This is a genomic window from Clostridium frigoris, assembly GCF_018861865.1.
Classification (GTDB): Bacteria; Bacillota; Clostridia; order Clostridiales; family Clostridiaceae; genus Clostridium_AD; species Clostridium_AD frigoris.
Genome location: NZ_JAHLDV010000003.1, coordinates 62,912 through 85,464 on the forward strand (window position 1 = coordinate 62,912; position 22,553 = coordinate 85,464).

The 22,553-nt window shown below is 30.3% G+C and carries 20 protein-coding genes; 4 read left to right on the forward strand and 16 right to left on the reverse strand.

The annotated features are described in order from the left end of the window. Position 1 precedes the first annotated feature (1 nt). Positions 2 to 1,186 (reverse strand): cysteine desulfurase NifS, encoded by a 1,185-nt coding sequence (gene nifS / locus KPL37_RS02275; RefSeq protein WP_216145751.1) that lies wholly within the window; start codon positions 1,184 to 1,186, stop codon positions 2 to 4. After that, a complete protein-coding gene (locus tag KPL37_RS02280) occupies positions 1,179 to 1,619 on the reverse strand; it encodes an RrF2 family transcriptional regulator (protein ID WP_216145753.1) in 441 nt (146 codons plus the stop codon). The genes nifS and KPL37_RS02280 overlap by 8 nt, the downstream gene beginning before the upstream one ends. A gap of 624 nt (positions 1,620 to 2,243) precedes the next feature. Here KPL37_RS02280 and hisS point away from each other — a divergent pair. Continuing rightward, a complete protein-coding gene (gene hisS / locus KPL37_RS02285) occupies positions 2,244 to 3,563 on the forward strand; it encodes a histidine--tRNA ligase (protein WP_216145755.1) in 1,320 nt (439 codons plus the stop codon). Between the two features lie 94 nt (positions 3,564 to 3,657). Continuing rightward, positions 3,658 to 5,007 carry an aminotransferase class V-fold PLP-dependent enzyme gene (locus KPL37_RS02290; RefSeq protein WP_216145757.1) on the forward strand — a complete coding sequence of 450 codons (1,350 nt, stop codon included), beginning with the start codon at positions 3,658 to 3,660 and terminating at the stop codon, positions 5,005 to 5,007. A 63-nt stretch (positions 5,008 to 5,070) separates the two neighbouring features. Here KPL37_RS02290 and KPL37_RS02295 read toward each other — a convergent pair whose 3' ends face one another. The 4 genes from KPL37_RS02295 to KPL37_RS02310 form a co-directional block, all read right to left on the reverse strand. Beyond that, positions 5,071 to 5,571, reverse strand: a complete 501-nt coding sequence (locus KPL37_RS02295; protein ID WP_216145759.1) for a flavin reductase family protein — start codon at positions 5,569 to 5,571, stop codon at positions 5,071 to 5,073. A 51-nt stretch (positions 5,572 to 5,622) separates the two neighbouring features. Next, entirely contained in the window at positions 5,623 to 6,531 is a 909-nt protein-coding gene (locus KPL37_RS02300; protein ID WP_216145761.1) for an AEC family transporter, read from the reverse strand. 132 nt (positions 6,532 to 6,663) lie between these two features. After that, the gene (locus tag KPL37_RS02305) at positions 6,664 to 7,434 is read right to left on the reverse strand and encodes a histidinol phosphate phosphatase (protein WP_216145763.1); all 771 of its coding nucleotides are present in this window, start codon (positions 7,432 to 7,434) and stop codon (positions 6,664 to 6,666) included. 135 nt (positions 7,435 to 7,569) lie between these two features. Next, complete coding sequence (locus KPL37_RS02310; protein ID WP_425514018.1) at positions 7,570 to 8,808, reverse strand: serine hydroxymethyltransferase; 1,239 nt, start codon at positions 8,806 to 8,808, stop codon at positions 7,570 to 7,572. Between the two features lie 423 nt (positions 8,809 to 9,231). Here KPL37_RS02310 and KPL37_RS02315 point away from each other — a divergent pair, with 423 nt between their 5' ends. Together KPL37_RS02315 and KPL37_RS02320 are read left to right on the forward strand one after the other, a co-directional pair. Continuing rightward, a complete protein-coding gene (locus tag KPL37_RS02315) occupies positions 9,232 to 10,005 on the forward strand; it encodes a threonine/serine exporter family protein (protein ID WP_216145767.1) in 774 nt (257 codons plus the stop codon). Continuing rightward, positions 10,002 to 10,427: a threonine/serine exporter family protein gene (locus KPL37_RS02320; RefSeq protein ID WP_216145769.1), complete on the forward strand. Its 426-nt coding sequence runs from the start codon at positions 10,002 to 10,004 to the stop codon at positions 10,425 to 10,427. The genes KPL37_RS02315 and KPL37_RS02320 overlap by 4 nt, the downstream gene beginning before the upstream one ends. 108 nt (positions 10,428 to 10,535) lie before the next feature. On the opposite strand, the gene aspS is transcribed toward KPL37_RS02320, so the two are convergent. The 10 genes from aspS to scfB all read right to left on the reverse strand — a co-directional run bounded on the left by aspS (position 10,536) and on the right by scfB (position 22,522). Continuing rightward, positions 10,536 to 12,317 carry an aspartate--tRNA ligase gene (aspS, locus tag KPL37_RS02325; RefSeq protein ID WP_216145771.1) on the reverse strand — a complete coding sequence of 594 codons (1,782 nt, stop codon included), beginning with the start codon at positions 12,315 to 12,317 and terminating at the stop codon, positions 10,536 to 10,538. Positions 12,318 to 12,396: 79 nt separating this feature from the next. Further along, entirely contained in the window at positions 12,397 to 13,824 is a 1,428-nt protein-coding gene (locus tag KPL37_RS02330; RefSeq protein WP_216145773.1) for a coproporphyrinogen III oxidase, read from the reverse strand. A gap of 53 nt (positions 13,825 to 13,877) precedes the next feature. Next, positions 13,878 to 14,486, reverse strand: coding sequence for an MBL fold metallo-hydrolase (locus tag KPL37_RS02335; RefSeq protein ID WP_216145775.1), 609 nt, complete (start codon positions 14,484 to 14,486; stop codon positions 13,878 to 13,880). Positions 14,487 to 14,496: 10 nt separating this feature from the next. Beyond that, a complete protein-coding gene (gene dtd, locus KPL37_RS02340) occupies positions 14,497 to 14,943 on the reverse strand; it encodes a D-aminoacyl-tRNA deacylase (RefSeq protein WP_216145778.1) in 447 nt (148 codons plus the stop codon). A 32-nt stretch (positions 14,944 to 14,975) separates the two neighbouring features. Then, positions 14,976 to 17,159: a RelA/SpoT family protein gene (locus KPL37_RS02345; protein WP_216145781.1), complete on the reverse strand. Its 2,184-nt coding sequence runs from the start codon at positions 17,157 to 17,159 to the stop codon at positions 14,976 to 14,978. A 116-nt stretch (positions 17,160 to 17,275) separates the two neighbouring features. After that, entirely contained in the window at positions 17,276 to 17,794 is a 519-nt protein-coding gene (locus KPL37_RS02350; RefSeq protein WP_216145784.1) for an adenine phosphoribosyltransferase, read from the reverse strand. A 136-nt stretch (positions 17,795 to 17,930) separates the two neighbouring features. Continuing rightward, positions 17,931 to 18,830 (reverse strand): DHH family phosphoesterase, encoded by a 900-nt coding sequence (locus tag KPL37_RS02355; protein WP_216145787.1) that lies wholly within the window; start codon positions 18,828 to 18,830, stop codon positions 17,931 to 17,933. 138 nt (positions 18,831 to 18,968) lie between these two features. Further along, on the reverse strand, positions 18,969 to 19,835 hold the full coding sequence (gene secF, locus KPL37_RS02360; protein ID WP_216145790.1) for a protein translocase subunit SecF: 867 nt from the start codon (positions 19,833 to 19,835) through the stop codon (positions 18,969 to 18,971). Positions 19,836 to 19,839: 4 nt separating this feature from the next. After that, entirely contained in the window at positions 19,840 to 21,078 is a 1,239-nt protein-coding gene (gene secD / locus KPL37_RS02365) for a protein translocase subunit SecD (protein ID WP_216145793.1), read from the reverse strand. Positions 21,079 to 21,157: 79 nt separating this feature from the next. Further along, positions 21,158 to 22,522, reverse strand: a complete 1,365-nt coding sequence (scfB, locus tag KPL37_RS02370) for a thioether cross-link-forming SCIFF peptide maturase (RefSeq protein ID WP_216145796.1) — start codon at positions 22,520 to 22,522, stop codon at positions 21,158 to 21,160. Positions 22,523 to 22,553: the final 31 nt, after the last annotated feature.

Genomic DNA, 22,553 nt, shown 5'->3' on the forward strand with positions numbered 1-22,553 from the left:
ATTATTTTTCCCCCTTCTTTAAGAAGTCATCATATAATGGTGACATATCTCTTAATCTTTTTATAACATTCGGAACTGTTTCTAATACAAAATCTACTTCTTCTTCAGTGGTTTCATCGCCTATTGTTAATCTTAGTGACCCATGAGCTATCTCATGAATAAGGCCTATTGCAAGCAACACGTGAGATGGGTCTAAAGAACCAGATGTACATGCACTTCCACTTGATGCTGCAATACCCTTTGCATCGAGCATTAACAATATAGATTCACCTTCAACAAACCTAAAACAAATATTTGAATTCCCTGGAAGTCTTTTTTCTCCTATTGGTCCATTAAGCCTTGTGTAAGGTACTTTTAATAGCCCATTCATAAGTTTATCTCTTAAATAAACTAGTTTTTTGTTATTTTCTTCCATGTTTGTAACGGCTAGTTCAAGAGCTTTACCAATTCCAACTACGCTAGCTACATTTTCAGTACCAGCTCTTTTGCCTCTTTCCTGTCCACCACCATGTATTAAATTTTCTATTTTAATACCTTTTCGTATATATAAAGCTCCTATGCCTTTAGGTCCATAAAATTTATGACCCGCAAGTGATAATAAATCTATATTCATTTCTTTTACATCAACCGGTATATGTCCTACCGCTTGAACTGCATCTGTATGGAAAAGTATTTTTTTGCTTCTACATAATGCTCCTATTTCTTTTATAGGTTCTATTGTTCCAATCTCATTATTAGCAAACATTACTGATACTAAGATAGTTTTATCTGTAATTGCATTTTCTAAATCTTTAATGTTAATAAATCCATATTCATCTACTGGTAAGTATGTAATATCAAATCCGTTTTTTGCTAAATACTCACAAGTATGAAGTACTGCATGATGTTCAATAACAGTAGTTATTATATGATTTCCCTTTTTCTTATAAGCAGAAGCAATACCCTTTATAGCCCAATTATCTGCTTCTGAACCACCACTTGTAAAAAATATCTCACTTGAATCAGCATTTATTGCCTTTGCTACCTTGTCACGTCCAATATCAATTGCCTTTTTAGTCTCTCTTGCTAATGTATAAATAGAAGATGGATTACCAAAGTACGTTGTAAAATACGGAAGCATTTCTTCCATTACTTCTGGTTTAACATATGTTGTTGCAGCATGATCCATGTAAATTGATTTATTCATTATCCTTCACTCCTTTAATTAATGTCATTTCATTATAATCAGATACAATATCTTTTAAATTTATAGAAGTAGTTACACTATCTATACTATTTTTAATTTTTTTCCATAATGGCCGAGTGGCACAACAATCAATATTAGTGCATTCTTCATCATGAAGACAAGTTGAAATTTCTATCGGTCCCTCAAGTACATTAATAATATCATAAACAGTTATTTCTTCCGGATCTCTATTGAGTAAATATCCTCCCTGGGATCCCCTTACACTCTTAATAAGCTTGGCTTTTCGAAGTGATGAAAATAATTGTTCTAAATAATATTCAGATATACCTTGTCTTTCAGATATACTCTTTATAGATACAGGGTGTTCTCCATAATTTATCGCTAAATCTACCATGGCTTTAACTCCATATCTTCCCTTCGTAGATAATTTCATTTAATCACTCCTTTTTATCATCCTCTGCGCAGCTATTTATTAACAACTTAAGTGTTATCAATCATCACCTAAGGTGTTATTTATCATCACAGGTGGTGAAGCATTAATGATTTTATATGGAATCTTAGACTCCTAAAGTTTTCACTCTAGATAATTAAGTAATTACTACTTATATCATATAATCTTTCCTTACAAGGTATCATTAAAGTAGAGTGTTTTACTACACTTTCTAAATTTATAATATCAAATCCTAGTAATCTTGTCAACTATAAATTTTTCAAATTTCTTTTATTATATCTATTCATAACCCATATTATCTTATTATTCATTAATAATCAGCCTATATGTCCATAATGCTCCATATTATATATTCATTAAATCATCTCCTGGGTCGCTGCAGATTAACGACTTCAGAAGGAGGCTTATACTCCCACTTATAGAGGTGAGAGACTTTACTTATGAAATGTCGTTAAAATCTTAAAATAACATAAAAACTAAATTTATATTCATCCTTGAAGTATTCAATTATATATAGTATAATTTAACAAGCACTTTAGAGGATGATCGCCCAAGTAAGTACAACACTTATGTCGGGTTTTTTATATTTTTATAGGAGGTATTAAAATGAAAAATGAAATTGTAAAACCATCGATTTTACCAGGCTTTATGGAGTTATTACCCTTAGATCAAATCCAGTTCAATAAATTAGCAGATACAATAAGGAAAACTTATGAAAGTTTTGGTTTTATGCCAATAGATACACCAGTAATTGAAAAATCAGAAATTTTACTTGCAAAAGGTGGTGGAGAAACTGAAAAACAAATCTATAGATTCTCAAAAGGTAGTAATGATCTATCCCTTAGATTCGATTTAACTGTACCACTAGCAAGGTATGTGGCTCAAAATTCTAATTCTTTAACTTTTCCTTTTAGAAGATATCAAATTGGAAAAGTATATAGAGGAGAGAGAAATCAAAAAGGTCGTTTTCGCGAATTTTATCAATGCGATATTGATATTATCGGAAGCAACAATTTAAGCATTTTAAATGATGCTGAAATTCCCAGTATTATTTACTCAATATTTAATAATCTCGGTTTTGAGGATTTCACCATAAAAGTAAATAACAGAAAAATTCTAAATGGATTTTTTGAGTCTTTAGGAATTGAAGATAAATCCGACGTTCTAAGGACTATTGACAAAATAGATAAAATTGGAGCCAGTGTAGCCACGCAGGAACTATTAACAAGTGGATTAACAAAGGAAGTTATAGATATAATTATTGAATTTATTAATGCTACCGGAAGCAATGAGGATATTTTATTATTTTTAAAAAATTTAAATATTTCTAATTCAAACTTTCAAGATGGTATATCTGAGCTTTCAACTGTTGCTAAATACGTTAAACTGTTTGGAGTCCCAGATGACAATTTTAAAATCGATTTAAAAATATCAAGAGGTCTTGATTATTACACAGGCACTGTTTATGAAACATTTTTAAATGAATATCCATCTATTGGTTCCGTGTGTTCCGGTGGCCGTTATGATAACTTAGCAGAATACTATACAAAGCAAAAATTACCAGGAGTCGGAATTTCAATTGGCTTAACTCGCTTATTCTATCAATTAAATGAGGTTGGATTTTTTAAAAATGATATAAACGGCTCTATAACCAAAGTGCTTGTTATACCACTTGATAATAATATTATTGATTATGCGATTTCCTTTGCAACATTCTTAAGAAATAAGGGAATAGTTACGGAAATTTACCTTGAAGATACTAAAATAGTCAAGAAACTTGGTTATGCAAATAAATTAGGAATCCCACATACAATTTTAATAGGTGATGAAGAAATGCAAAACAAAACTGTAACCGTGAAAAATATGGTCACTGGGCTTCAACTAACTGCTAATTTTGATGAAGCTTATGAATTAGTTAATAAATAGATCCTATTTGTCAAAAGTATAATTTTTTATGTATCACCTTTTCCTCGCAAACCTAATACTATGTATTGTAAATAATTTTGCGAGGAGGAGTATCATGTCATTTAAAGGTAATTGTCCAAGCTACAGAGATTTGATACTTGGCATAAATAAAAAGGTACCCCTTATATCTGGAAAAATGGTTACTGCAATTAATTTTGATAATGCAGCAACTACTCCACCCTTCAAATCTGTTATGGAAGATATTATTGATTTTGCACCATGGTATTCCTCCATTCATCGCGGTGAAGGATATAAGTCCCAATTAACTACCAAAATATATGATGATTCAAGAAACATTGTAAGGCAGTTTGTTAATGCTGATTCTAATAATACAGTAATCTATGTTAAAAACTCCACAGAGGCTATTAATAAATTATCTAATTTATTATATGATCCTAACAAAAAGAATGTAATATTAACTACAGATATGGAACATCACTCAAATGACCTACCCTTTCGAGATAAATATATTGTAGAATATATCTCTGTAGATGAAGACGGAAAGTTATCATTAGATGATTTAGAGGCTAAATTGAATAAGTACAATAATTATGTAAGATTAGTTACAATTACAGGTGCTTCAAATGTAACTGGCTATAAAAATCCTATATATGACATAGCTCAACTAGTTCATAAGTTTAATTCTAAATTATTAATTGATGGAGCGCAATTAATTCCTCATGCTCCTTTTATGATGAATAGTAAAAATTCTGAATGTAATATAGACTTTTTGGTTTTCTCTGCTCATAAAATGTATGCACCTTTTGGGACTGGAGTATTAATAGGCCCTAAAAGTATTTTAGATAATTGTGAACCTGATTTAGTAGGCGGTGGTACAGTGAATATTGTCACCCATGATTTCATAAAATGGAATGATTCTCCACAGAGACATGAAGCTGGTTCACCAAATGTTATAGGATCTATAGCTTTGGCCGCAGCTATTAGGACATTAAGTAAAATTGGTATGAATAATGTAGAGTGTGTTGAAAAAAAATTAACAGCCTATGCTCTCAATAAAATAAAAGATATACCAAATGTTAAGATATATTGTGATCCTTCTATGTGCGTTGACAGAGTTAGCATAATTCCATTTAATATCTGCGGAATGCATCACGCGCTTGTTGCAAAAATACTTTCTTATGAATGTGGCATTTCGGTAAGAAGTGGTTGTTTTTGTGCCCAACCATATCTGGTTAAATTACTAGATATTTCTAATGAATTTCTAATTAAGCGTTTAAAAAATCCTTATTTGTATCACCCAGGAATGGTTAGAATTAGTTTTGGACTTTATAACACATATGCGGAAATTGATATATTAGCTTATGCTCTAGAACAGATTTCGTTAAAAAGAGAATACTACATTATTAAATACGAAAATATGAAAAAGACTCTTTTTGACTTTTAATATGTATTTTTTAAAATCAAAATAGTACACATTTTTATGTACTATTTTGACAATATATAGATTCTATTTTTTATAAGTTTCTACAATTTCTCCATAATACAGAGTATGATAATCTCCCATTTCATAAGAACTTTTTACAATATCTTTTAAAAGCAGTTTAGGATCCATTTCTTGTTTATATACTATTTTACATTCATAAAAAAGTTCACACTCACCAATTATTGGAGTGTCTACCTTTTTACTCTTTTCTAATGTTAAATTACACTCCTTAAATTTATCGATATCTCTGCCTGATTTACTTCCACAAACCATTAATGCTTTTTTCATATTTTCATTTAAAGGTATGCTAACAGTAAAATTATTAGTATTTTCTAGAAAGTCAATTGTATATCTCGATTTTCTTACCATAACAGTAAAAATAGGTCTATTCCATATATATCCTACATTTCCCCATCCTATAGTCATTGTATTAATTTTCTCGCCATCTTTTACAGTTAAAAAAGCACCTTGCGTCTTTAAAAACTTCATACCTCTTTCTAAATTATCCGTAAAGTTAATTTCCATTTATAAACCCTCCTCGCAAAATCTTATATAAAACAAATTACTTAAATAAACTTATAAAAATAATATTATAATAGGTATAGTAATACCCGAAACTATCGTAGTTATAAAAACGCATTGAGATGCAAGCAGTCTATCCCCACCATATTTCTCAGCAATTATTGGAGCCATTACAGCTGCAGGCATTGCTTGCAGTATAACACATATAGTAAGTAACAATTCATCCACTTTAAACATTTTTAATATAATATACACAATCATTGGAACTATTAAGAGCCTAATTACAGCCGCATAGTATACCGATAAGTCAGAAAAAGCATCTTTAAAGCGCATTTCTGCAAGCATTGAGCCAACTATTATCATAGATATTGGTGTTGTTGTGGCTCCAACTAATTTTAGTGAATTCTCAATAGGAATTGGTAATTTAATTGAAAAAACAAATAAAATCAAACCAATAAATACAGCTATTAGCGCTGGATTTGCTAATGCTTTCCTCATTGATTTAAAATCTTTTTCGCCTGTAAATAGCATTACTCCTACTGTCCACACTAGAATATTAAAAGCAATATTGAATATTGCTGCATAGAAAACACCTATTCCCCCATAAATACTTTCAAGCACTGGATAACCCATAAATCCAACATTTGAAAAAATTGTTATAAACCTGAATACTTGTTGTTTGTTTATAGGGAACTTTGAAAAAAATACTTTACTAATAAATATTAAACTTATGTGAATTAGAAAAGAATATATAAAAATTTTGCGAGCATTACTAACCATTGCTGCTTCATATTTAATATTAAATGATGTTATTATCATAAATGGTAAAGTTATATTTAATAGTAGTTCAGACAAGCCTTTATCAGAAGCACTATTGAGAAACTTCTTTTTCTTGGCATAAAAACCTACTGCCATAATAATAAATAATACAATAACTTGATTAATCAATTGACTGTTTTGCATTTTCATTCTCCTTAAGTATAGCTTGATAACAACTATTAATAACTTAACCTTTGTAAACATATAACAATAAGTTAATATAAAACGGCAGTATTAAGACTTCTTAATACTGTCTTTTCAATAAATCATAGCTTATTATATAGACATATATTCCATTTTTCTTTTCTTAAAATAAACAGGTCTCAATTTACATATCTCACAAAGTCTTATAGCTTGAGTAAAATAAGCACCGATATTTTCTGAATTATGAGCATCTGAACCTATAGTCACATATTTCCCACCTATTTGTCTATATGCTTTATAAATATCAATTAAATTATTATATGCTTCTCTGTTTTCCAATCTTCTAGTATTAATCTCAATAACTTTTTCGTTTTGTACTATAGATTTAAAAATCGCATTTATATATTCATTAAACTCCTTATAATGTATTTCCTTATCATTATAAGTTGCATATCTAGATATATAATCAATATGTCCTAAACTATCAATGAAGTCATGTTTCTCCACATTAGCAAGCATACTTAAAAAATATTTGTCATAGGCTTCTTTTTTTGTCTTACCTTCATAATATTTGGGGTAGTAAATATCTTCCCCAGCTGATGCATGTATGGACCCAATTATATAGTCAAAAGGATATTTACTTGCAACTTGCCTATTTTCTTCTAAACAGACTTCTTGCATTCCAATTTCAATTCCAAGCATAAGCTTTTCACTTCTATATTTCTCATAATCATTAAAATACTTTTCTATATCAAAAGTCATATCTGCTCCTGCTGGAAATTTTAAATCTAGATGTTCTGTAAAAGTCATACCTATACCACTTTTTCTTGATTGTTCCAGAGCAAACTGAACTTTCATTTCAGAGTCATCTGAAAAATCTGTGTGTATATGTGAGTCAATCATAATTCATCCCCCTAGCTTTTTTCTAATGTTTAACAACCTTAAATTTTATCAATGCCTTTAATTATATCAAAAGTTAGCACAAAATATATAGCAGCAACCTAAGTAAATGTAGGTTACTGCTACTTTTTATTATTTCTATTTATATAATGGGAATCTACTACATAATTCCTTTACTTTTTCTCTGATTGGCACTAAATTTCCTTCTCTTTTTTCTATAGTTTCATTTATTAGTTCAGCTATTATTTTCATTTCTTCTTCTTTAAATCCTCTTGTGGTTACAGCAGGTGTACCAATTCTTATACCACTTGTAACAAATGGGCTTAAAGTTTCATTTGGAACAGTATTTTTATTTACAGTAATTCCAACAATATCTAATAACTTTTCGGCTTCTTTGCCGGTAATGTTTTTATTTGTTAATTCTATTAATAAAAGATGATTATCTGTACCACCAGATACTAACTTAAAACCATATTTTTGAAGTTCTTTTCCCAGTAGTTTTGCATTTTTAACCACTTGTTCAATGTAAACTTTAAATTCTGGTTTAAGAGCTTCTCCAAAACAAACAGCTTTGGCTGCTATAGTGTGCATTAAAGGTCCACCTTGCATACCTGGAAAAATAGATTTATCTATTTGTTTTGCATATTTTTCTTTGCATAAAATTACTCCACCTCTAGGACCTCTCAATGTTTTATGAGTTGTTGTAGTAACAAAATCAGCATATGGAACTGGAGACTCATGTGCGCCTGTTGCTACAAGGCCTGCTATATGTGCCATATCTACAAACATATACGCATTAACCTCATCACATATTTCTCTAAATAGTTTAAAATTTATAGCTCTTGGGTAAGCGCTAGCTCCCACAACTATCATTTTAGGATTATGTTTTTTAGCCAAAGCTCTAACTTTTTCATAGTCTATTGTTTCTGTCTCTAAATCAACACCATAAGGAACGAAATTATATAATATTCCAGAGAAATTCACCGGACTTCCATGAGTTAAATGTCCTCCATGGCTCAAATTCATACCTAGTACTGTATCTCCTGGTTTAAGCACAGAAAAATATACAGCCATATTAGCTTGAGATCCTGAATGAGGTTGCACATTAGCATGTTCAGCACCGAAAAGTTCTTTAATTCGTGTGCGAGCTAAATCTTCTACTTTATCAACTACTTCACAACCACCATAATATCTTTTCCCAGGATATCCTTCTGCATATTTATTAGTTAATATAGATCCATTTGCTTCAAGTACAGCTCTACTAACAAAATTTTCTGAAGCAATTAGTTCGATATGATCCTCCTGCCTTGTATTCTCTTCCTCAATTATTTTGTAAATTGCTAAATCACTGTTTTTTAAATTTTCTTCCATGTTCATACCCTTCCTCTCGTCTTTTAAATTAAACAATCTAATAATATGATTCCAATAATATGATTCCAATAATAATATGATTCCAATAATAATTATAAAAATCAATAAAAATAATACTCTGAAATTTCAGAAATAAATAGTATAATTATATTATAAAATTTTATACGATAATTATCAACTAAAACATGCTAATTTCATAAAATTTTCTGGTTTTTCTTATAAAATAATATTAATATAAGAAATTAATGCTACCTAAATCACATTTTTTAGGCATAAGTTACATATTAAAATCCTCAAAATAATAAATAAGATAACTTAATTTTCTAACTAATAAGAATTTATTAGCTTTATGGTATATACTGATAGAGCAATTTTATTATTATATACTATATAATATCTAAAGTTAAATTTGTTCAGAAAGGAGATTATATGTATACTGACGATATTATTCAAATCGCTGCTGAAGCTGGTAAAATCATTTTAGAAAATGGTGGGGAAACTTATAGGGTAGAGCAAACAATAACCATGATATGTAAGTCTTACGGCGTATTACGAACTGAAAGTTTTGTTACTCCTACGGGTATTATGATTTCTATAACTAATCGTAAAAATAAGACTATTTCATTAATTAGAAGAATTCACATTAGGACAGTTAATCTTCGCAAGGTTTCCATGATTAATAATCTATCAAGACAAGTTGTATCTACCCCTTTATCCATAGTGAATATAAAAAAAGAAATTGAATATATCAATAATTTACAACCTTATTCTGAAAAAACTACTACTTTTTTTTCAGCCTTTTGCGCAGGATTTTTTACGTTACTTTTTGGTGGAAATTATAAAGATTTCTTTGTAGCCTTTATAATCGGAGCCCTTATTAATTATTTAAGTTTATTTTTAGAAAAATTTGAAGTAAATAGTTTTTTAAAAAATATGCTTGGCGGTGCTGTAGCTGCCCTCATAGCACTAATAGCTAACTCACTTCATTTAGTAGGTAATATGGATACTATAGTAATAGGATCAATAATGTTATTAGTACCTGGCATCGCCATTACAAATGCAATAAGGGATACTATTGCTGGTGATTTAGTTTCTGGTATATCTAGATCAATAGAGGCTTTATTTATAGCCGTTGCCATATCTTCTGGCACAAGTATAATTTTTAAAATTTGGTTCTTATTGTTTGGAGGTACTCTAGTATGATCCTTAATTCTTTTTATGCATTTTTAAGTTCTCTATGTTTTGGAGTACTATTTAACATTCGTGGTAAAAACCTAATAATTGCATCACTTGGAGGTGGCCTCGCTTGGCTTACTTACCTTATTTCTGGAAGACTTCAACCATCCCTTGTTTTTTCATTATTTCTTGCATCAATGGTTGGTAGCATATATTCAGAAATAATGGCAAGATTATATAAAAATCCCGTGACTATGTTTGTAATCTGTGCAATCATACCCCTTGTGCCCGGTGGTGGAATGTATTACGCCACCCTTGGAGCTGTAAAAGGCAACTTTACTGTTGCTCTAACCAAAGGCGCTGAGACACTATTTAGTGCAGGTGCAATCGCAGTTGGAATAGTATTTGTAGCTTCAATAAGTACGATTTTCAAAAAAATAAAGAAGTAAAATTTGATATCAAATTTTACTTCTTTATTTTTTTCTATACCTTTAACTTGTCCCTTAATCTTTCTTAATATAACTTAAATATTTTGACTTATTTATCATAAGCATTTATCATTTTACCTCAGCTTTTGTAATACCAAGTTCTTTAAGCTGTTTGTCATCAACCATGTTTGGTGCCTCACTCATTGGACAGTAAGCATTTTGATTCTTAGGAAAAGCAATGACATCCTTGATGTTATCTGTTCCCGCTAAAAACATTATCATCCTATCTAGTCCAAAAGCAAGTCCGCCATGAGGTGGTGGTCCAAATTTAAATGCTTCTAATAAGAAACCAAATCTTTCCCATGCCTTTTCACGGGTAAATCCTAAAACTTTAAACATAGTTTCTTGAAGCTCTGAGCTATGTATTCTTATACTTCCTCCACCTAACTCTTCTCCATTTAAGACTATATCATAAGCTTTAGCACGAACTCTACCTGGATCCGATTCAAGATACTGTAGATCCTCATCCATTGGCATTGTGAAAGGATGATGCGCTGCTATATATCTATTTTCTTCTTCGCTATAATCAAACAAAGGAAATTCTGTAATCCATACAAAATTAAATTCATTATTATCCTTTAAAATTTCTAGTTCTTTAGCTACATGTAATCTTAGAGCTCCTAAACTTTGTAGCGTTATACTATTCTTGTCTGCAACAATAAGCACTAAATCTCCAGTTTTTGCATCTACCTTGTCAAGTATTGCTTGCATTTGCTGTTCACTAAAGAACTTAGCAATAGGTGATTTTATTCCATCTTCTTTACATGCAATCCAGGCAAGCCCTTTCGCTCGGTAAGTCTTAACAAAATCACCAAATTTATCTAATTTCTTTCTTCCCATATCTGCGGCATTCTCAACTTTTATAGCTCTTACTGAGCCACCGTTATCTATAGCACTTTTAAATACTACAAATTCAGAATCTTTTACAACGCTTGTAATATCGTTAATTTCCATTCCAAATCTTATATCTGGCTTATCAGAGCCATATTTACTCATAGCTTCTTTATACTTCATTCGCCTTATAGGAAGTTTGACATCTTCATTCACAACTTGTTTAAATACTTTTTTGATTAATGCTTCGTTAATAGCCATAACATCATCTTCTTCAACAAAGGACATCTCTATATCAATTTGTGTAAACTCCGGTTGTCTATTAGCTCTTAAATCTTCATCTCTAAAACATCTTGCAAGTTGAAAGTATTTATCATATCCAGACACCATTAATAATTGCTTGAATAATTGTGGTGATTGTGGAAGTGCATAAAACATACCTGGATAATTTCTACTTGGAACTAGATAATCCCTAGCGCCCTCGGGAGTACTTTTTGTAAGCATAGGTGTTTCTATTTCTAAAAATCCATTTTCATCTAAAAAGTCACGAACAACCTTAGTTGTTTTAGATCGTATCATAAATATTTTTTGCATATCTGGTCTTCTTAAATCTAAATATCTGTATTTTAAACGTATATTTTCTGCTGCATCTAAACCTTCTTTAATATATATAGGTGGCGTTTCTGATTCGGATAATATTTTTATGTTCTCCCCTTTAACCTCTACAAGTCCCGTTGGTAGATTTTCATTTGGAGATTGTCTTTTAACAAGTTTACCAGTTACAGCAAGGCAGTACTCAGGTTTTACTTTATCTGCCTTTTCAAAAGCTTCTTTGTTTATTTCTTCTCCAAATACTAATTGTAATATCCCTGTTCTATCTCTTAAATCTATGAAAACAAGTCCCCCTAGATTTCTTTTTCTTTGAACCCATCCCATTACTGTTACTGTATTTGATATATGTGATTCTCTAAGATCACCACACATATTGGTCCTTTTTAAACCATTTAATGCTTCTGCCATTTTATTTTTCTCCTTCCTTTTGCTTTAAATATATTACACTTACATCAGTGTTTTTAGTTACTTTAATATTCATTACATTTTAAGTATATAATGTATTTAGTAATATAATCTTTTTATCAATCATTTCATCTACTCTTTTTATGTATTCACGAACATCCTTTACATTTGCGAACCTTTCATGTCTATTTTCATCTAAAAACACGACTTTAGAAACTGCATCTGCACCTAGTGCAATGACTGTTTGTTTTTCTTCAATCATTTGAATATTATAGATTCCTTGTTTAGAAATCGCTGTATATCCTATATTCTCCATATTGCCTATCATATTTTTCTGCTTATACATATAATATGGTTTCATATCAAGTTTTTTGGTTAATTCTACAGTAAGCCCATACATTTTATTTAATTCTTCTTGCCCTGGAACTTCAAACCTATAATTATTAAGCATATTTTCATGGAGCCTTGAAGCTCTTTTTATAGACATACCATGAATTGTAATGCTATCTGGTTTAATCTTAAAAATCTCGTCACAAGTCTTTTTCATATGCGAAATTTTTTCTCCAGGTAAACCTACTATCAAATCCATATTTATATTATCAAACCCTAACTCCCTTGCCATTTCAAATTTTTCAAAAACATCTTCTACACAGTGATTTCTTCCAATTAATTTTAATGTATCATCATTCATGGTTTGAGGATTAATGCTTATTCTATGTACTCCATATTTTTTCATAGTAATTAATTTTTCACGTGTTATACTATCCGGTCTTCCACATTCCACTGTAAATTCACGTATATTATTTTGTGAAACAAATTGTTCGTATATACAATTCATTATAAACTCAAATTGTTCATTATTTATTGCTGTAGGGGTACCCCCTCCAAAATATACGCATTCAATATTAAGCTTCTTTACGCGTACATAATTACCTATTTCTATAATTTCATGAGCTAATGCCTCAAGGTAAGGCATAACAATATTTTTGCATTTACTAATAGGATTAGAAGTAAAAGAACAGTATATACACCTAGTAGGACAAAATGGCATATCAATATAAATACTTATATTATTCTTTTTTTTATTAACAATATTTTGCTCGAACTTTGCAACATCAATACAAAGTTGTGCCTTATCTTCTCTTGTAACATGTTTTTCTTTAAACTCTGCTATTATTTTATCGTCTGTTACTCCCTTTTCTAATAGATCAAGGGCCTTTTTAGAAGGTCTAATTCCTATTATTGTACCCCAAGGCAGTTCCTGAGTTGTTATTTTTGAGAAATATAAAAAAACGGCTTTTTTAACTTCATCCTTAAGTTTATATGAATTATTAACCATATACTCAAAACTTTCAAGCTCACCTTTTATGTCTACTACAGTTTCCCCTACACTAATATTAAAATCATAATCTTCTTCTACAAATTTAATATCCGGAAAAAAGTAGAACAAATTTATGATTTGAAATACATCATCATTAAATTTTTTGTCACTTAATTTTACTTTTATCATCTTAACTCCTTAATAAACATAGTATATAAAATTGTAGTCTATTATACACTATATTATTCCTGTAAAAATGGGTTGTTTAATTTTTCTTTATTTATTGTACTAGCTGGCCCATGACCTGGGTATACTATAGTGTCACCTTGCAGGCATAAAAGCTTTGATTTAATACTACTAATTATAGCATTAAAGTCTCCTCCTACAAAATCCGTTCTCCCAATGGAACCTGCAAAAAGTGTATCTCCAGTAAAAGCACACTTATCTGTTAAAAAGCTCATACCACCAGGTGTATGTCCAGGAGTGTCTACACAAGTAATTTGAACGTTTGAAATTTTTATTATATCCCCCTCACTTAATAATTTATCTGCACCGCCTTTAATAAGAGGCCCAAATAAATACTCTCCTTTAGTTATTAAATCATCATCTTTTTTGCTTATACAAACTATTGCCTTTGTTATTGCTTTAAGTTCAGAAACTCCCGATGTATGATCTACATGACCATGTGTTAAAAGTATATATTTAACTTTGGCACCCATATTATTTATTACTTTAACAATATCACTAACATCACCACCCGGATCAATTACTAACGCTTCTTTTGTGTTCTTATCCATTAATATATAGCAATTTGCTCCGTATATACCCGCTATTATTTTTTTAATTTGCATTCTTACCCTCCTAGAAATCTTTTTTACTCTCTAAAAGTAGAGTTACTGGACCATCATTTTGGATATAAACCTGCATATCAGCTCCAAAAACTCCAGTTTTAACTTCACCTAAGGCCTCTTTACACTGTTTTACAAACTCTAAATATAATTTTTCGGATTGTTCTCCACCAAGGGCTCTCATAAAACTTGGTCTTCTTCCCTTTCTACAATCTCCATATAGTGTAAATTGCGAGACTATAAGAAGTTCTCCACCAACATCTATTAAAGATTTGTTCATTTTCTCATCTTCATTGAAAATTCTAAGATTTAAAATTTTATCCTTTAAGTACTTTATATCATCTATAGTATCTCCATCACATATTCCAACTAAAACATTTAAACCAAAACCTATTTCGCTAACTACTTTTTGATTTACTTCAACCCTTGATGATTTAACTCTTTGAACTACTGCTCTCATAAATGCATCTCCTAAATCAAGTAAACATATTTTTAATTTTTAATCCTATAAACTTCTAATACACCAGATAGTTTAGCAATTTTCTTTTGTAATTCCTTCAAATTTTCTATACCTGCAACTTTTAACTTTATATTTATTAAGGCAACATTGTTTTTTAAAGTTTTTGCATTTATTGAATAAAGTTGAGTTTTAGTTAATGTTATTATCTCCATTATACTAGATAATAGACCATATTTGTCATCCGCTTTAATTTGAATTTCAGTAATATACCCTTTCCCCTCGGAAGCTCCCCAACTTACTTCAACCACTTTATTTACATCATTATTTATTAGTGATTTAGCATTTTTACAATCACGTCTATGAACAGAAACTCCACGTCCCATTGTTATATAACCTATTATTTCATCTCCTGGAACCGGGTTACAGCATTTAGCGAAACGAACAAGTAGATTTCCTTCGCCTTTAACTATTAGTCCTGAATAATCCAATTTCTTTTTATCATCTTTGCTTGTAGTCTTAGTTATTGTTTGCTCAATATCCTCGACAGTCAGATTTTCTTGTTTATTTTTATTCTCATAAACCTCTTTTAATCTATTAACTATAGTTGAAGGCATAATATCTCCCACTCCAACATATGCAAATAAATCATCTAAACTTCTAAAATTATATTTTTTATATATTTTTTCTATTGCTTCACCCTTAGCAATCACTCCAAAATTATATTCTTGTCTTTTGGATTCCCGTTCTAATAATTCTTTACCTTTTTCAATGCTTTCCTCTCTTTTAGACTTTTTAAACCAGGCCTTAATTTTACTCTTAGCTTGATTACTTTTTGTAATATTTAACCAATCAATATTAGGACCCTTAGCCGTAGGTGAAGTTATAACCTCAACTATTTCTCCAGTTTTTAAGTGATATTCAAGCGGCACCATTCTTCCATTTACTTTTGCACCCATACATTTATTACCAATATCTGTATGAATTCTATATGCAAAATCAATCGGTGTTGCATCTAACGGTAAGTTAATAACTTCTCCTTTTGGTGTAAATACAAAAACTTCATCTGAAAATAAATCAATTTTAAAGCCTTCCATAAATTCTTCTGCATCAAAAGTTTCTCCTTGCCACTCAAGAATGTCCTTAAGCCATGATAGTTTAGAATCAAGAGTTTTATCATCGCTTTGATCTGTACCCTCTTTATATTTCCAATGAGCTGCAATGCCGTACTCAGCAGTCTTGTGCATCTCATAGGTTCTGATTTGTATTTCAAAAGGTTTTCCATGTGGTCCTATTACTGTTGAATGAAGTGACTGATACATGTTAGGTTTTGGCATAGCAATATAATCTTTAAATCTTCCTGGAATGGGTTTGTACACTGTATGAACTATACCCAAAGCCGCATAGCAATTACCAATATCATTAACTAAAATTCTAACTGCAGTCAAATCAAAAACTTGATCTATAGTCTTGTTTTGGGTAACCATCTTTCTATATATACTGTAAAAATGCTTTGGTCTTCCATCAAGTTCAGCTTCAATTCCAACAATATTTAAATTATATTTTAATTCCTTCATTATATTGTTAATATTCGCTTCTCGCTCAACTCTTTTTTCAGCAATTTTTCTTACTAAATTATAATATTCATTTGGATTTAAATACCTAAGTGATAAATCCTCAAGTTCCCATTTTATTTTAGACATTCCAAGCCTATGAGCCAGTGGAGCATAGATATCCAAAGTTTCTTTTGCTTTTTGTTTTTGTTTTACAATTGGCATGTATTTAAGCGTTCGCATATTATGAAGTCTATCTGCAAGCTTAATAAGAATAACTCTAATATCTTTTGCCATAGCAAGTAACATTTTGCGAACATTATCAGCTTGTTCCTCTTCCTTAGTCTTATATTTTATAAGGCCAAGCTTAGTAACGCCTTCCACTAAATTTGCTACTTCTATATTAAATTCTGTGCTTACATCTTCAAAAGTATATACTGTATCCTCAATTACATCATGAAGCAAGCCCGCAACAATTGTACTAGTATCAAGCCCCATTTCTGCTAAAATACATGCTACTTCTACTGGATGAACGATATACGGTTCACCAGATTCTCTCTTTTGCTCTTTATGTGCAGCATAAGAAAAATTAAATGCTTTAATAATAAGGTCTTTGTCTACATTATTACAATTATTTTCAATCTTAGATAATAATTTTTCTAACATGCTTATACACTCCTAAAATCAAAGGCTGGTTAAATAACCAGCCAATACTTTTTACTAATATTATATAATAATTTGTAGAATTATGCAATTTTAATTTATTCACTAAATAAACCGACTTAAATGTTATATTTTACTAGAGACATTATGTCATAATCCTTAAGTTTCTCTTTGCCATGAAGATCTGTAAGTTCTATTACAAAATTTAAAGAAATAACATCTCCACCCATTTGTTCTATAAGTTTTGTTACCGCCGCAACGGTACCACCGGTAGCAAGCAAATCATCTACAATAGCTACTCTTTGTCCAGGCTTTATTGCATCCTTATGTATTTCAAGTTTATCAGTTCCATATTCGAGTTCATACTCAATTTGCAGCGTTTCATAAGGCAACTTACCAGGTTTTCTAACTGGTACAAATCCTGCTCCAAGAGCGTAAGCTACAGGGACACCGAATAAAAAACCTCTTGCCTCTGGTCCTACTATAACATCTACTTTTTTATCTTTTAAATATTCAACAATATCATCTATTGTCCGCCTAAGAACCTTTCCATCTTGTAATATTGTAGTTATATCTTTAAAGCTAATACCTTTTTTAGGAAAGTTTTCTATTACTCTTATACTATTTTTAAGTTCCATGTTTATCCCCCTAAATTAAATCATTTTATATAAATACATGAAGACTTTATTATTTTTACTCTTGCCATATACCAAACATTATATACCATATTGTTCATTATATAAATAAACTGTTCATTATATATACAATCCAAGCTTATGTAATTATAGTGTTTCTCTCTAATCTAATGCTATTTTTAAGTTCCTTATCTAAATATTTTGATATCTGCAGAGCTCTATTTTGGTCTGTTGTTATAAATAACTCAACAACAATTTTAGCATTATCCATTTTTCCAACTGGATTAATTGTTGGCATTACTGTCGATGCTAATTTTAAAACCGTCTCTTCATTAATAATATTAATATTATGTATTTTTATCAATGCACAAATTCCATAATTAGTTGTACAATTTAATTGTTTTATGCCTTCTTCAGCAATTATTTTATTTTCACTTTCTAGCTTTTTTTTGCTGTATATAGTACCTATCATTACCAAATCCATATATTTGTTTACAGATTTCATCTTATAATAAGTAGAAATCGCTTGAGCTAGTTTAAATGTCATCCCGCAGGTACATAACTCCTTAAATGGGTAATTACATCCCTTTTGATTTGGATTAACAACTATAGTCTGTGGGACATGTTTAACGGGTTTATGAAAATCAGTTATTATAACATCAATCCCAATACTTTTACATAGCTCTACTTCACTAAAAGAATTAGTACCACATCCGAGTGTTATTATAAGTCCAGGTCCTAAATATTTTATATGACTAGTAATATCTTTTTCAACTAAATCACGTTTTTCACTAAGTTCACCTGGTATAAAATACTCAACATCAGCGTTTACAAACTTTAAAACTAACATCAATAATGATATTGCAGTAATACTATCCACATCATAAAATCCATATAGGACAATCTTTTCCCTATAATTTATCGCTTTTATAATCCTATTTAATGCATCCTCCATTCCCTTTAATAAAAATGGATTATACATATTATATTCTATAAAATCATTATTATTCTTTTGTATGTTTTCAAAAAAATCCACCATAAAAACTCCTCGATATTAATAGAAAATATATAATTATAGTTTTCTATTATGTAAAATAAAAAAAACAAAGAAGTAATTAATACATACTACTTCTCTGTCCTTTGTTTTTAATTATATAAATTGTATCATTAGTTGCGATTATACAGTTACTTTCTTAGTTCTTTTCTTAAGAAATGCCCACATAGGACTTGCTATAAAGATTGATGAATAACATCCAACTCCTATACCAATCAGTAATGGACCAGTAAGATCTCTTATAGATGGTACAAATACCCATACCGAAAATATACAAATTAAAACTGTAAGAACTGTATTTATTGATCTAGCAAGTGTCTGTGTAACACTGGTGTTAGTAATCTCTTCTATAGTTGCTTTTCTCATGATTCTCTGGTTTTCTCTTATTCTATCAAATATGACAATAGTATCATTAATAGAATAACCAACTACAGTAAGAATAGCAGCTATAAATGTTGCATTTACCGCTATTTGAAATACTGCATATACTGTAATCGTGATTAAAATATCATGTACTAATGCAAATATAGCCGCCGATGCAAATTTAAATTCAAATCTAACTCCGACGTAAATTAACATGAAAATCATAGCAACAATTAAAGCAGTTAATGCTTTTGTCTTTAATTCAGAACCAATAGATGCACCAATTGTATCTTCTGAAATTAAACTACTAGATTTAAATTGTGTCTTAATTTCTTTTAACATGCTAGCTGTTTCATCAGCTGAAATCGCATCACTTTTTACAGTTATTTCAATTTCTTTAGCATCATTAACTGTTTTAGATAAATAATCATTCTTTGCATATTTATCAATTATTTTATCTACATCTGACTTATCGAATTTCTGATTCATATTTATAGTAAGTGCTGTACCACCTTTAAAATCTATACCTAAGTTTAAACCCTTAGTTGCTATGAACCCCATTCCTATTATAATTATAATTAGAGATATAGAAAACCATAGTTTAGTTTTTTCAACTACCTTTAGCATATGTTTACCCCCTCTTTACGCCAAAATGAGATGTTTTACTTATTAGTCCCATTTCAACTGCTGATTTCAATAAAAATTTAGTACATGTAAGTGCTGTAAATATACTTATAATTACACCAATTACGAGTGTTAGTGCGAACCCTTTAACAGCTCCTGTTCCCATCATATAAAGAACTAAACCAGCAACTATAGTTGTGATATTTGAATCTAATATTGATGGAAGCGCTCTATGAAAACCAGCATGTACTGAAGATTTTATCGATTTTCCAGTTTTAAGTTCTTCTCTTATTCTCTCAAATATTAACACATTAGCATCTACTGCCATACCAATTGTAAGTAGGAATCCAGCAATACCTGAAAGTGTTAAAGTGGCATTTATAGCTGAGAATGCGCCAAGAACCAAAACAACATATAACAATAAAGATATATTTGCAATAACACCTGGTGCTCTATAATATAAAAGCATAAATAGGAATACAAATAATATTGCGACAACTCCTGCCTTCATACTTTGTGCCATTGCTGCCTCTCCTAAAGTAGCACCAACTGTTTTAACCGAAACAGCTTTTAAAGTTACAGGCAATGCACCTGATTTTATGATTTGTGATTGTGTTGTAGCTTCAGCTAAAGTCTCACTTCCAGTAATAACAGCTTTACCATCTGAAATAACTGCTTGTACTGTAGGACTAGTTAAAACTTCAGAATCCATATAAATAGTAATTGGCTTTCCTATAAATTTTTGCGTAGCTACTGCAAATTTTGTCTTTCCTGAATCATTAAGTTCAAGATTTATAGTAGGTTTATTATCTTCACCTAGAGATGCAGTAGCATCTTTTACATCTTTACCAGTAAGGATTGTTACTTTATCAGGGCCAACAAATTTAAGTTCTCCCGATTTAGCGACAGTATCAAGAATTTCCTTAGAATCAAATTTACCTGGTATCTCGATTCTAATTCGTTTATCACCCTCTTTGGCAACTAATGTTTCACTAATTCCCATTTTATTGACTCTCATTGATATAAGCTCAATCGCTCTATCTAAGGTTTTTATGTCAGGTTTTGCACCTTGAACTTCTTCGAGTACTGAAATTCCACCTTGTATATCTAAACCTTTGTTTATTGTTTGAGTAAATGGTTTAACTCTATAGTCTCCTATTGTAAATCCGTGAAATCCTGTAAATGCTAATAATCCAACAACAAAAACACTGACTAGAAACAGTATTGTGCTTTTCTTCTTTTTCATGTTTATCCCCCTCACTGTTTACTCATAACTACAATTATATTATGATTAACAAATTTAGTCAATCTTACCTAAATATAATTTACTTATTCATAGTTTGTGCTTTTAAAGCTATAGCACATTCTATTCTCTTTTTTTGCATCTTGCATCCAATTTCATATGGTATATGCATATCTCCATTAAAATTATAGTTATTTGCCTGGCATCCACCACTACAATAAAATTTAGCCCAACACTTAGTACATGTAGGTTTATTATATATATGAGCTTCTTTAAATTCTTTAACCATCTTTTTATTAGTAATCCCGTGATATATATCTCCTATTAGGAAATCTTTATTACCAACAAATTGGTGACAAGGGTATATATCACCGTCTGGTGTAATCGCTACATATTCATGACCAGCTCCACACCCAGCAATTCTCTTATAAACACAAGGTCCACCTTGTAAATCAATATTAAAGTGGTAAAATTTAAAGCTTGTCCCATCCTTATGTCTTTTGAGCATATCAGCATATAATTTATCATATTGCTCAAATATCACTGGCAAATCTTCCTCTCTAAGTGAAAGTTTATGCTCAGGTGGAAGTACTACTGGCTCTATAGATATTTCTTTAAAGCCTAAATCTGCCATATGTTCTATATCCTCAAAAAAGTCAGTATTATCTCTAGTGAATGTTCCTCTAACATAATACTGTTTTGACTTATCTCTCATATCAACCATTTTTTTAATTTTAGGAAGAATATTATCATACGAACCACTTCCATCTACCTTTACTCTAACCTTGTCATTAACGGCTTTTCGTCCATCTATGCTAAGTACTATATTACCCATATTTTCATCCATATATTTCATAATTTCATCATTAAGTAATGTGGCATTAGTAGTCATAGTAAATCTTATAGATTTTTTATAAATTTTCTCCTGAACCCTAGCATATGCAACTATTTCTTTTATCATCTCAAAAGCCATAAGTGGTTCCCCACCGAATAAATCTATCTCAATGTTTTTTCTAGGTCCAGATTTTTCTAAAACAAAATCTATTGCTTTTTTTCCAACTTCTACTGACATTGCTTTTCTGGCACCATGGTACTCACCCTCATCAGCAAAACAGTATTTACACCTTAAATTACAATCATGAATTATATTTAGACACAGTGCCTTTATATATGGTTCTTCTTTTGCACCACTTAATGCAATTGATTCGTATAAATCTCCTGTGTACAAAGTTTCTCCCTGAACTAGGCTTTGAATTTCATCATATACTTCGTTAATATCTTCTATTGAATATTTGTTTTTAAAATCTTCTATTAAATCTTCTTTTTTTCTAAGTTCATTCTCATCTAAAAGATCATAAACTATTTCATCTACCATATGTAGTGCTCCAGAATTTACATCAATTACATAGTGTTCATTATCTTGAATAAATTTATGAATAAGTGACAATTTTCTTCCTCCTAACTAAATTTAAAGCAGT

Coding starts and splice junctions, on each gene's coding strand:
- nifS (WP_216145751.1), bottom strand. CDS start 1,186: ATGAATAAATCAATTTACATGGATCATGCTGCAACAACATATGTTAAA.
- KPL37_RS02280 (WP_216145753.1), bottom strand. CDS start 1,619: ATGAAATTATCTACGAAGGGAAGATATGGAGTTAAAGCCATGGTAGAT.
- hisS (WP_216145755.1), top strand. CDS start 2,244: ATGAAAAATGAAATTGTAAAACCATCGATTTTACCAGGCTTTATGGAG.
- KPL37_RS02290 (WP_216145757.1), top strand. CDS start 3,658: ATGTCATTTAAAGGTAATTGTCCAAGCTACAGAGATTTGATACTTGGC.
- KPL37_RS02295 (WP_216145759.1), bottom strand. CDS start 5,571: ATGGAAATTAACTTTACGGATAATTTAGAAAGAGGTATGAAGTTTTTA.
- KPL37_RS02300 (WP_216145761.1), bottom strand. CDS start 6,531: ATGCAAAACAGTCAATTGATTAATCAAGTTATTGTATTATTTATTATT.
- KPL37_RS02305 (WP_216145763.1), bottom strand. CDS start 7,434: ATGATTGACTCACATATACACACAGATTTTTCAGATGACTCTGAAATG.
- KPL37_RS02310 (WP_425514018.1), bottom strand. CDS start 8,808: ATGAACATGGAAGAAAATTTAAAAAACAGTGATTTAGCAATTTACAAA.
- KPL37_RS02315 (WP_216145767.1), top strand. CDS start 9,232: ATGTATACTGACGATATTATTCAAATCGCTGCTGAAGCTGGTAAAATC.
- KPL37_RS02320 (WP_216145769.1), top strand. CDS start 10,002: ATGATCCTTAATTCTTTTTATGCATTTTTAAGTTCTCTATGTTTTGGA.
- aspS (WP_216145771.1), bottom strand. CDS start 12,317: ATGGCAGAAGCATTAAATGGTTTAAAAAGGACCAATATGTGTGGTGAT.
- KPL37_RS02330 (WP_216145773.1), bottom strand. CDS start 13,824: ATGATAAAAGTAAAATTAAGTGACAAAAAATTTAATGATGATGTATTT.
- KPL37_RS02335 (WP_216145775.1), bottom strand. CDS start 14,486: ATGCAAATTAAAAAAATAATAGCGGGTATATACGGAGCAAATTGCTAT.
- dtd (WP_216145778.1), bottom strand. CDS start 14,943: ATGAGAGCAGTAGTTCAAAGAGTTAAATCATCAAGGGTTGAAGTAAAT.
- KPL37_RS02345 (WP_216145781.1), bottom strand. CDS start 17,159: ATGTTAGAAAAATTATTATCTAAGATTGAAAATAATTGTAATAATGTA.
- KPL37_RS02350 (WP_216145784.1), bottom strand. CDS start 17,794: ATGGAACTTAAAAATAGTATAAGAGTAATAGAAAACTTTCCTAAAAAA.
- KPL37_RS02355 (WP_216145787.1), bottom strand. CDS start 18,830: ATGGTGGATTTTTTTGAAAACATACAAAAGAATAATAATGATTTTATA.
- secF (WP_216145790.1), bottom strand. CDS start 19,835: ATGCTAAAGGTAGTTGAAAAAACTAAACTATGGTTTTCTATATCTCTA.
- secD (WP_216145793.1), bottom strand. CDS start 21,078: ATGAAAAAGAAGAAAAGCACAATACTGTTTCTAGTCAGTGTTTTTGTT.